This window comes from Maribacter sp. UBA3344 (assembly GCF_002362375.1).
In the GTDB taxonomy this organism is placed as follows: Bacteria; Bacteroidota; Bacteroidia; order Flavobacteriales; family Flavobacteriaceae; genus Maribacter; species Maribacter dokdonensis.
Map to the genome: position 1 here is coordinate 150,616 of NZ_DERI01000028.1, position 10,394 is coordinate 161,009.

At 35.6% G+C, this 10,394-nt stretch carries 7 protein-coding genes; 3 read left to right on the forward strand and 4 right to left on the reverse strand.

Annotated features, from left to right (window positions below; all coding sequences use genetic code 11):
* Positions 1-17: 17 nt before the first annotated feature.
* On the reverse strand, positions 18-377 hold the full coding sequence (locus B2Z27_RS17325; RefSeq protein ID WP_286814618.1) for a bleomycin resistance protein: 360 nt from the start codon (positions 375-377) through the stop codon (positions 18-20).
* Positions 378-554: 177 nt separating this feature from the next.
* Between B2Z27_RS17325 and B2Z27_RS17330 the strand changes: the two genes are divergently transcribed.
* Complete coding sequence (locus B2Z27_RS17330) at positions 555-1,484, forward strand: SPFH domain-containing protein (protein WP_058104579.1); 930 nt, start codon at positions 555-557, stop codon at positions 1,482-1,484.
* Positions 1,485-1,732: 248 nt separating this feature from the next.
* On the opposite strand, the gene B2Z27_RS17335 is transcribed toward B2Z27_RS17330, so the two are convergent.
* On the reverse strand, positions 1,733-3,418 hold the full coding sequence (locus B2Z27_RS17335) for a glutamine--tRNA ligase/YqeY domain fusion protein (protein WP_286814619.1): 1,686 nt from the start codon (positions 3,416-3,418) through the stop codon (positions 1,733-1,735).
* Between the two features lie 226 nt (positions 3,419-3,644).
* Here B2Z27_RS17335 and B2Z27_RS17340 point away from each other — a divergent pair, with 226 nt between their 5' ends.
* Positions 3,645-5,891 carry a gliding motility-associated C-terminal domain-containing protein gene (locus B2Z27_RS17340; RefSeq protein ID WP_286814620.1) on the forward strand — a complete coding sequence of 749 codons (2,247 nt, stop codon included), beginning with the start codon at positions 3,645-3,647 and terminating at the stop codon, positions 5,889-5,891.
* Positions 5,892-5,898: 7 nt separating this feature from the next.
* Positions 5,899-8,076: a PorP/SprF family type IX secretion system membrane protein gene (locus B2Z27_RS17345; RefSeq protein WP_286814622.1), complete on the forward strand. Its 2,178-nt coding sequence runs from the start codon at positions 5,899-5,901 to the stop codon at positions 8,074-8,076.
* Between the two features lie 293 nt (positions 8,077-8,369).
* Here B2Z27_RS17345 and B2Z27_RS17350 read toward each other — a convergent pair whose 3' ends face one another.
* Positions 8,370-8,552: a hypothetical protein gene (locus B2Z27_RS17350; protein ID WP_058104576.1), complete on the reverse strand. Its 183-nt coding sequence runs from the start codon at positions 8,550-8,552 to the stop codon at positions 8,370-8,372.
* Positions 8,542-9,375: a class I SAM-dependent methyltransferase gene (locus B2Z27_RS17355; protein ID WP_286814623.1), complete on the reverse strand. Its 834-nt coding sequence runs from the start codon at positions 9,373-9,375 to the stop codon at positions 8,542-8,544. Before B2Z27_RS17355 ends, B2Z27_RS17350 begins: the two co-directional genes overlap by 11 nt.
* Between the last annotated feature and the right edge of the window lie 1,019 nt (positions 9,376-10,394).

Below are 10,394 nucleotides of genomic sequence, written 5' to 3' on the forward strand. Positions count from 1 at the left end.
TTTTTTTATAGTAGAATTTAAGTTGTAGATTCACCAAATGTCAATAGATTATTGTCTGGATCTAAAAGGGAAAATTCCTTTTGACCCCATGGTTTTACTTCTAGTTTACCATTAGGATGAATAGGAACTTTGATATTTAATAATGATTGGTATAATATTTCTATGTCTTTGGTTCGTATATATACCTGGCCATAATTTTCCTTAGGTTCAAGTGTTTTGAACAAGAAGAAATGAATTTCTATATGCTCTTTTACAAGCATTAAGTAATCCGGATATGTGGCAGTGCCCAACTCTTTAAAACCTAGCATATCTATATAATAGGCCTTGGTTTTAGACTTATTTCGCATAGGTAGTTTTGGTTGTATGGCTAATAGCATTGAAATAACTTTATAGCTTTAAATGTACAGATAGTTAGTTAATTATCAATACAGTGTAACGTTTGAATTACCCGTTATGAATTAAACAGAGAATTCATGTAACAAATGTGGCTATTTGACAACTAATGTTAAGAAGGCTTTTAGTATCTTCCATTATTAACTTAAAAATCAATTATTATGGGCTCATTTATTTGGATTCCAATTTTGTTTCTGGTCATTGTGACCATCTTATCCGGTGTGTTTATTGTAAAACAGCAAACCGCGGTTTTAATAGAAACATTTGGAAAATTTACCAGTGTTAGACAATCGGGTATTCAGTTTAAAATTCCTTTTGTACAACGTATAGCAGCAAGAATAGGTTTAAAAATTCAGCAGCTAGATGTAATTATTGAAACTAAAACGTTGGATGATGTTTTTGTTAAGCTGAAAGTATCGGTACAATATGTAGTAATTAGAGAAAAAGTTTATGATGCTTACTATAAGTTGGAATATCCGCACGAGCAAATTACTTCTTATGTATTTGATGTTGTACGTGCAGAAGTGCCAAAAATGAAATTGGATGATGTCTTCGTTAAAAAAGATGATATAGCAATTGCGGTAAAATCTGAACTACAGGAGGCCATGTTGGATTATGGTTTTGATATCATAAAGACCTTGGTAACGGATATTGATCCAGATCCACAGGTAAAAGAGGCCATGAATAGAATTAATGCTTCTGAGCGCCAAAAAACAGCTGCCCAGTTTGAAGGTGATGCTGCTCGTATATTAATAGTGGAAAAGGCAAAAGCCGAAGCGGAAAGCAAAAGATTACAAGGTCAGGGTATTGCCGATCAAAGAAGAGAAATTGCCCGTGGTCTAGAAGAATCTGTAGAGGTATTGAACAAGGTAGGTATAAACTCGCAAGAAGCTTCTGCATTGATCGTTGTAACACAGCATTATGATACACTTCAAAGTATAGGTGAAGAAACCAATACCAATTTAATTCTATTACCTAACTCACCACAAGCCGGTAGTGATATGTTGAATAATATGGTAGCAAGCTTTACGGCAAGTAACATGATCGGAGAAAGCATGAAAAAAACCAACAAGCCCAAACCAAAAGAATAATTTAAAGACCAATTTTAAAAAAGCTCGAAAATTTTTTTTCGGGCTTTTTTTATGTCTGGCTTTTTTTGATAGTAAAGGTTCTTACTTATATAGGATTTCGCTAAATACACCCTTTTAGTGGAGTTTTGCCGGCTAAACAATACCAATAGGTCTTTAATTTATAAAGCGCCGTTAGAACGTATATCTAACGGCGCTTTTGTATAAGACTTATTGATTAAACTAACGTGTCTTTATAAGCAATGATTATATTACTTTTTTTCCTGGATTTTAGCCCAAGAATCTCGTAAACCAACAGTTCTGTTGAAGACTAATTTATCTGTTGTGGTATCCGGATCAACACAAAAATATCCTAGTCGTTGAAATTGAAAACGATCACCTGCCTTCGCATCCTTTAACGCAGGCTCTACATATCCTGTTATTACGGTTAAAGAATCTGGATTAATAAACTCCAAGAAATCCTTGTCCTTGTGAGCATCTGGACTCTCATCTGTAAATAGCCTATCGTATAACCTAACTTCCGTCTTTAAGGCATGTGCTATTGAAACCCAGTGTAAAGTCCCTTTTACCTTACGCAAACTTTCTTCCGTACCGCTACCACTTTTACTTTTTGGGTCATATGTACATTGGACTTCTGTAATATTACCATCGGTATCTTTTGTACAACTTTCAGCTTTTATGATATATCCGTTCTTTAAACGAACCTCTCCGCCCAATTTTAAACGAAAGAACTTTTTGTTGGCAGACTCCTTAAAATCCTCTTGTTCTATATATAGTTCTCTTGAAAAAGGAACTTGTCTTGAACCTGCATTTTCATCTTCAGGGGAATTTTCTGCTTCTATCCACTCGGTTTCTCCTTCTGGATAATTGGTAATAACCAGTTTTAATGGATTTAGAACACCCATTACCCTATGCGTGGTTTTATTTAAATGTTCACGTATGTTGAATTCCAATAAAGAAACATCAATTAAGTTGTCCCTTTTAGCAATTCCAATGGTATCCGCAAAATTACGGATAGACTCTGGCGTATATCCTCTTCTACGCAGACCTGATATGGTTGGCATTCTTGGGTCGTCCCACCCATTAACAATGCCCTTTTCTACCAGCTGGGCTAATTTTCTTTTACTAACTACGGTATGGCTTAAGTTACGACGTGCAAACTCACGTTGTTTAGGCCTTACCTTATCTTGATCATATACCTGATCTAAAAACCAGTTGTACAATTCACGGTGCATGGCAAATTCTAACGTACAGAAGGAATGAGATACTTGTTCTATATAATCACTTTCACCGTGAGTCCAATCGTACATAGGATAAATACACCAATCGGTATTTGTTCTATGGTGCGCTTTATGCAGGATCCTGTACATAATAGGGTCGCGCATTAGCATATTTGAAGATGACATATCAATTTTTGCCCTAAGTACATGTGTACCTTCTTCAAATTCGCCATTTTTCATTTTTTCAAAAAGCGCTAGATTCTCTTCAACCGATCTATTTCTAAATGGACTATTTGTACCGGGTTCTGTAGGCGTGCCTTTTTGTGCGGCCATTTCTTCAGAAGATTGATTGTCCACATATGCCTTTCCTTTTTTGATCAATTCAATTGCCCAGTCATATAATTGTTGGAAATAATCAGATGCATACCGTTCGGTATCCCACTTAAAACCTAACCATTCAACGTCCTTTTTAATGGCATCTACAAACTCTTGTTCTTCTTTTGCCGGGTTGGTGTCGTCAAAACGCAGATTTACAGGGGCATTATACCTTAAACCTAAACCAAAGTTTAAGCAAATGGAACTCGCATGACCTATATGAAGGTATCCATTAGGTTCTGGGGGAAAACGAAATCGTAATTGATCTTTGGTATAACCATTTACCAAGTCCTCTTCAACAATTTGTTCAATAAAATTCAAAGACTTTGTTGTCTCGCTCATGTCAATATATTTCAAGCTACAAAAGTAGCAAAATTGCCTTAAACGACAGGTTTAAATAAAGTACACCTTACATAAAATGAGTTTCACAACATAAATCTTCCTTCCGACAACAATAAATTCCTCTTCGTCGGATTAAATAACATATTTGTCTATGAAATGATGGAAAAGTAAAATAATTTATTAACCAACTTTTCAACCGTAGTGGCCCCCATAACTACAAATACTTATGAAAACCTTGACCAAAATTACCTTTTTTACCGCATTTTGTATGCTATTTAGTGCCTATCAATTATCGGCACAGGCAATAGTACTCAATGCCCCGGAACCTGCAGACAATCCTAATCTGTCAGGAAGTACGCCATGGACCGCCGTTTGTGCGGGAAACTCTGGTTTCAATGAATATTTTGTGAATATCACGTGGATTGGTACCGCCAATGCAGGTAATGAGTTTATTCTCGAATTATCTGATGCCACTGGTAGCTTTGCTAATGCGCAAACTTTACAAACTATTAGCGATAAAAATACTGTAAAGGACTTTGATACCAGTTTTGCCATACCGACTGATACGCGTGGCGAAGGTTACAAAATGAGGGTTCGCAGTACCGATCCTGAAAAGATTGGTAACGAATCTCCCGCATATAACATGTATTACATGGATGTAACTTCTAACTTGAACATTAGTGAACAAGGTAATGGTGTGCCTCCGGGTACAGTGTGTAGCACTGGTCCTATTACCTTGCAAGTAGATAATATAAGCAACCCAGAAACCTACCAGTATATTTGGTTTAGAAGTGGAACTGAGTTAACAGGTGAAACAGGTCATACATTAAACGTAACCCAGTCTGGTATGTATAATGTTTATATTGATTACGGACCACGTTGTACCGGTTCCGGTAATACAGATTCTAATATCGTTGATGTAACGATTGGAGGTTCTGGTACGGGGATAGCTGTAACGGCACCAAGCAAAACTGCTTTGTGTAGTACAGATGCTGAAACACTTACTATAGATCAAACAGATGCTTCATGGAGCTATCAATGGTTTAAAAATGATGTTGCTATATTAGGTGCTACAGCAACTTCTTATACCGTTGATGCATCCGCTGCAGGATTTGAAGGTGACTATGCCATAGAAATTTCGGGCACGGGTATCTGTAATGAAAGATCTTCGGCGATTACTATAACAAATGCAGATGTATATACGGTAGATGTAGAAAACGAAATTAATATGGTGCTTTTGCCTACGCAGAGCCAAACCTTATCAATTAGTACAACGGCAAATACACCTAGTTATAAATGGTTTAGAAATGGAATAGAAATAGCTGGCGAGACCAATAGTGCTATAACTATTTCGCAAGACGGCGAGTATTACGCTGAGGTAACCCAAACAGGGGGGTCGTGTTCTGTATCCTCAAAAAATTCTGATGTGACTACGGTTGTGTCACCTGCTTCTTTTGAAATGACCATTAATTATACCGATGCGTATACTTCATGTGAATCAACAAGTACGATATTGGGTGTAGAACAAATTAATGCCGTTGCTACAGATGGTACTAAAACAGATGTTACCAGCGCCTTAGTAGATGGGTTCACCTATCAATGGACCAAAGATGGTACAGCTGTTAGTGGTGCAACAAGTAGTACAATAAGTTTGGCTTCTAATGCTGAAAATGGAACATACGATCTTAACGCATCGGTAGATAGTTTTACTGTAGATTCCAATTCGTTAACTGTTCAGTTATTAACTAGCGAGACCATTTCTATAGCAAGTTCAGGTACTGTATTCTGTTCTGGTGGCGAAACGATAACTTTAAGTACCTCTAGTGATTTAGGTTCTTCCACTTTTGAATGGCAACTAGATGGAGCATCTGTAAATACAACAGATACATCACTAACGGTAACTACTGCAGGTAGCTATAGATTGGCAGTAAACCGAGATGGTTGTGCTTTATTATCCAATGAAATTGTCATTAGTCCCCTTGATGAAAACTTGATTACGCTTGATCCGGGAACTGAGATTGTAATGCCAGAAGGCACTACAAAATTGGTTACCGCAAGTGGAGGTACCGCATATAGATGGCTAGATGCCAATGCCGTTGAAATAGGCAATGCGGATAGTATAACTTTTACGGAAGCTGGTAGCTATACATTGATCGCTTCAATTGATAATTGTGAGATCATTAGACAAGTGGAAGTCTCGTACTTAGATACGTTTAAAGTACCTAATGTAATTACGGTAAACGGAGATGGAATTAATGATCAATGGGTAATCCCTAACTCATATTCTAATAAGGCCGATGTTAATATCATAATTTATAATGAACAAGGTCAGGAAATTGTAAACGAATTCGACTATAAAAATAATTGGCCGCAGTCAACTACGGCTTTCACCAAACAAAATATGGTATTCTATTATAAAATTAGAAATGCCAGTGAAGTACTTAAACAAGGTACGATCACAGTAATACGTTAAGCTCACCATGCTAAAGAAAAGTGTTTTATATCTATTGTTATTTGTGTTTGCTATCATGAAGGTTAGTGGGCAAGAGGAAAGTCCGTTTGTATCATATGACGTTCCTGCCCAAAACTTATTGAAGTATAACCGATTCTTAATTAACCCTACGTTTTCAACGGTTAGGGAAGATAAATCATATATCAACTTGTTACACAGAAACCAATCGGTACAATTTGATGATAACAATCAGAACTATTTCTTAAGCTATAGTGGACGTATTAGTGATAGAACCGGACTTGGTTTAAGTCTATATTCACAAAGAGAAGGTATTCTAAGTAATTTTGGTGTACTTGCAAACTACGCTTATGGCGTTAAGTTGAACGATAAGAGTAATTTTACCTTTGGTGCTAACGTATCGTACTATCAAAGTGGATTTGATAACGGTAGGGCTTCAACGGTTGAAGAAGATCCTTTTTTGGCGGGTTTACAAGATCAAAGCCTATTATCGTTTCAACCTGGTTTTAACCTTTCTTATGGAAAGTTTGATGTAGGTATGTTTGCAGAAAACCTATTTGACTACAATTTAAAGAATAGCGAGTCGGTAACCGAATTTAAGGATAAAACATATTCTGCCCACTTACAATATACCCATCAGTTTGAAAATCAAAAAGGAATTTTTGAAGAGGCTAGATTAATGCCGTTGGCAAGGGTTAGAAAAGTAGGTGAAGAAGATGTCACCTTGGGTGGTAGTTTAATTCTTGATCTTCCTAAATTAGGTTGGATTCAGGGTGGTTATGATAGTTTCTATGGAGCTGCTGCAGGTGTTGGTTTTAACTTGAATGAAAGAATATCATTAGGGTATACCATGGAAAAAGGTCTGTCCAATAATTTTGACAATTTTGGTCTTACGCATGAGATATCCGTTGCATATTCATTCTCTCCTAACCTAACCGAAGATAGGGTAATGTTAGAAGATGATTTTGAAGATGATCTGGTTAAGAACGATGAAGAGCCTGAGAACGTTGCAACCAATGAAGAAATTGAGGAGCTAAAAATGAAGCTGGCCGAAAATGATGCTATAATCGAAGAGCTGATGTTTCGTCAGGATTCTTTGGAAGCTATTCGCCAGTCTGACCTAGAAAGACGTTTTGCCATGGTTATGCGTATGGTACGTAACGAGACCAACGGTGAAAGACCAGATTTAGAGCAAAGGGCAAAGGAACTTTTCTTAGATGAGAATAGTGATACTGGGATTGCATCTAGTTATAACCCAAGCAACACAGGACAACCCATAAATTCGAATAAAGTAGTAAATGAAAGTCAACAGGATAGAGTAGTTGTTGCAGCTAATAACACTAAAGAACCTGTTATTAAAAGCGAAGCGGTTGTGGCAACTAATACTACCGATAGATCAACCGTTGACCGCGAATATCAAAAGCAGGTACAACCTAAAGATGCAGTTGTGGGAAGTAGAAGAAGAACCACTACCACAACACCTACTGCTACGAGTACAGAGATTGTACAAGACGGAGTTAAGAGTAGAAGATTTAAAAATTTACCAGATGTTACCGATGGGTATTACGTAGTAGCCAATGTGTATAAAGGTGGGCAGTACATGAACAACTTCATAGATGACCTTAATGCAAAAGGGATACAAGCCGATTATATTGATAACCCCAACACTGGTTTAAAATATGTGTACTTACAACGTTTTGAAACTTTTGAAGATGCTGTTGCCGCACATGACTCAAAATTAAATGGCGCTTATGATGGTGCCATGTGGATCATGAACGTTGATAATAAGTACTCTAATGAGGCCTACGCCAGTAATGTAAACAAACTAAAAGAGAAGTCTTCCAAATATGATTCTAATGTTTTAACCTCCAATGAGGTGGTGAGAGACAATGTAGATTCTAGAGAGATCGATTCTAAATCTTATGTGATAGAAGGAGCCGGTTCTGGTTACTACTTAATTGCAAATGTATTTGCAAACCCAAATAATGCTAAAAAGTTTGTGGCGCTGCTAAATTCATTTGGACTAAGTGCTAGCTACTTTATCAACCCTAAGAACAATTATAGATACGTGTACCTTAAAAAGCACGACTCTTGGACCAATGCCCTTATATCCTATTACTCTAAGCTAAATGATGCCTATGATGACAAAATGTGGATTATGCGGGTCAATCAAGAGCAGATGGCATAGAACCACTATAAGGTAATTCTACGATATTGAATCCCTTGTCATTACATTGACAAGGGATTTGTTGTTTTTACTTGTTTTTATTTTTAAATGACAATCTATCATATACCAATCGTTATATGTAGTATAAATTATAATAAACCATTTTTGCACAGAAACTCTATCTGTCATTTTTTCACAAAATATACATATGGGTATATTTAAGTGGCTTGGAATAGAATGTAACTGTCTATACCGGTCATTTTTACTACATAGTTAATTTCAAAAAAAGTAGAATGGAGACCTGTGGAAAGTACTTACTTAACGTTATATGCACAACATCCGTTTTCTTGGTAAATAACTCTATGTTCAGATAATAGCTGTGCTATTATTTCCCTTGTCTCCTCTTCTTCCAATTGAATCTTTTCTCCTAAATCAATCTCATTTAATTGACCACGGTTTTCAATGAGGGCTTTTAAGTATCTGTCTTTATTTTCCATGTGTTTCTTTTTTTACTGCTATCATCATATGTGGACTAAAAGGTAAAATGTAGCTGTCGTTTTCCGTGATTTTAAGTAACGCTATTAAAGTCTTTCTTTTTTTGACATTTTGAATGTTGACAAAAAATTCTTTGTCAAGCCATGCCATACCTTCCACTGCATAGGTTTTTAAATAGGCTAAACCTTGATTTTCAAATTCTGATTTTAATTGATCTGGTTTATGGTAATAAGCCTCTGCCAAGAGCCAAGGAAAATCATCTGGCGGATTATGTATGCCCGTTGTCAATTCACTTTTGCACATCTCAAAAAATGACCTTTTGTGAATGAGACCATTTAAAAGTCCTACCACGGTTGAAGCTGTATAGTTTATGGCAAAACCCAAAATGATTCCGCCATTTTTCAAGACACGTTTAGCTTCTATAATACTTAATGCTCTATCTTCATTTCTTTGAAGATGGTAAAGTGGACCATGAAGTATGATCAAGTCGGCAAAATCATCTGGAAAATTAAGACTTCTAGATTCTCCTAAATGCACCTTAAACTTGTTCTTAAGTCTTTTTGACCTTTGGTTTGCTAAGTGCACATGTTTTTCAACCGGCTCTATTAAATGGACCTTATGACCTTTTTTTGATAGCCACTCCGCATATTTTCCTGTTCCTCCGCCAACATCTACTATTTGTAAGTTTGGTGCGGTTAGATATGCTTCAATTAGCAATTTATTTCTTTCAAATTCAAATAATCCCATTCCACTTTCAAGTCGGGTTTCCTCCGAGGCTTGATTGTAGAATGTTTCAATGGTTTTAGATATTAATTGTTTGTTCATTTCATACTACATGTTTTGGCACAAAAGGTTAAAATGCAAAATTATATAGTGCTTAAAACCTAAAGTTTCGTAATAAAAATTCTAATAAATAATTTGGCTGTAATTAGCTAAGCCTTGAAAGGGCTCAAAGCTTTTTTACTCGCTTTCCGAGAAAGTCTTTTAGAAAGACATTGCTAATATGTAGTATGAATATAACAGGCTATAAATATAGTAATTCTTATCTCGTACTCATTTGAACTTCTAAATAATTTTTGTTTATGTACATTAAAATAGAGGTTCAAAGTCTCAGTTTTAATATTTGGGTATACAATAAACAGTAGTAGATATTTAATATAATAGTTGCTCATAGCAGTGCCTTTAAAGAATTTTGACTTTAAAATATAGGGGAGCAGCACAAGGTTTGTAGTTGTAGTAAAGTGCTTGAAAACTATTAGTGCCCTACAGCTTTATATAAGCTATTTTAAAGACTGTTTTTTTGCAGAAGACCACATTGCTTTTAATATTGTTTAAAACGCTTTAATGCACTCCAAATAACATTTTTCATTTTGATTTTAAGCGCCTTTTAATATCAGAAAAACAGCTAAATGTTATTAAAAAATATCTGGAAATACAATTTTTGAAACGTTTGGTTAATGTGTTTTGTGTTCATTTTTTAAGCATAAAATAGCATTATTTTACTCATTTAAAATTGTTGTTAGTGCATTAAAATTGAGTTAGAAATACATGAAAAATTTACTCTAATTTCAGAAAAAATGACACTGATTTTTATCCCTGAAAAAGAGGTGTTTACATAAAAAATCTGCCAAAATTTTTATTAGGATTACCTCATTCAATGCATTTTTAAAGTCGTGCCTATGTGTGTATTATCGTTGAAATGCACACTTTTTGATAAAAACAAACCCATTTTATTTGCTGTTTCACAACAGAAAACATCGTTACCACAACAATAAATTCTTCACGTTACTACTAAGGTTAATATTTGTTATTGGAGAATTCCACGTGGACCGATGGGTAATCGA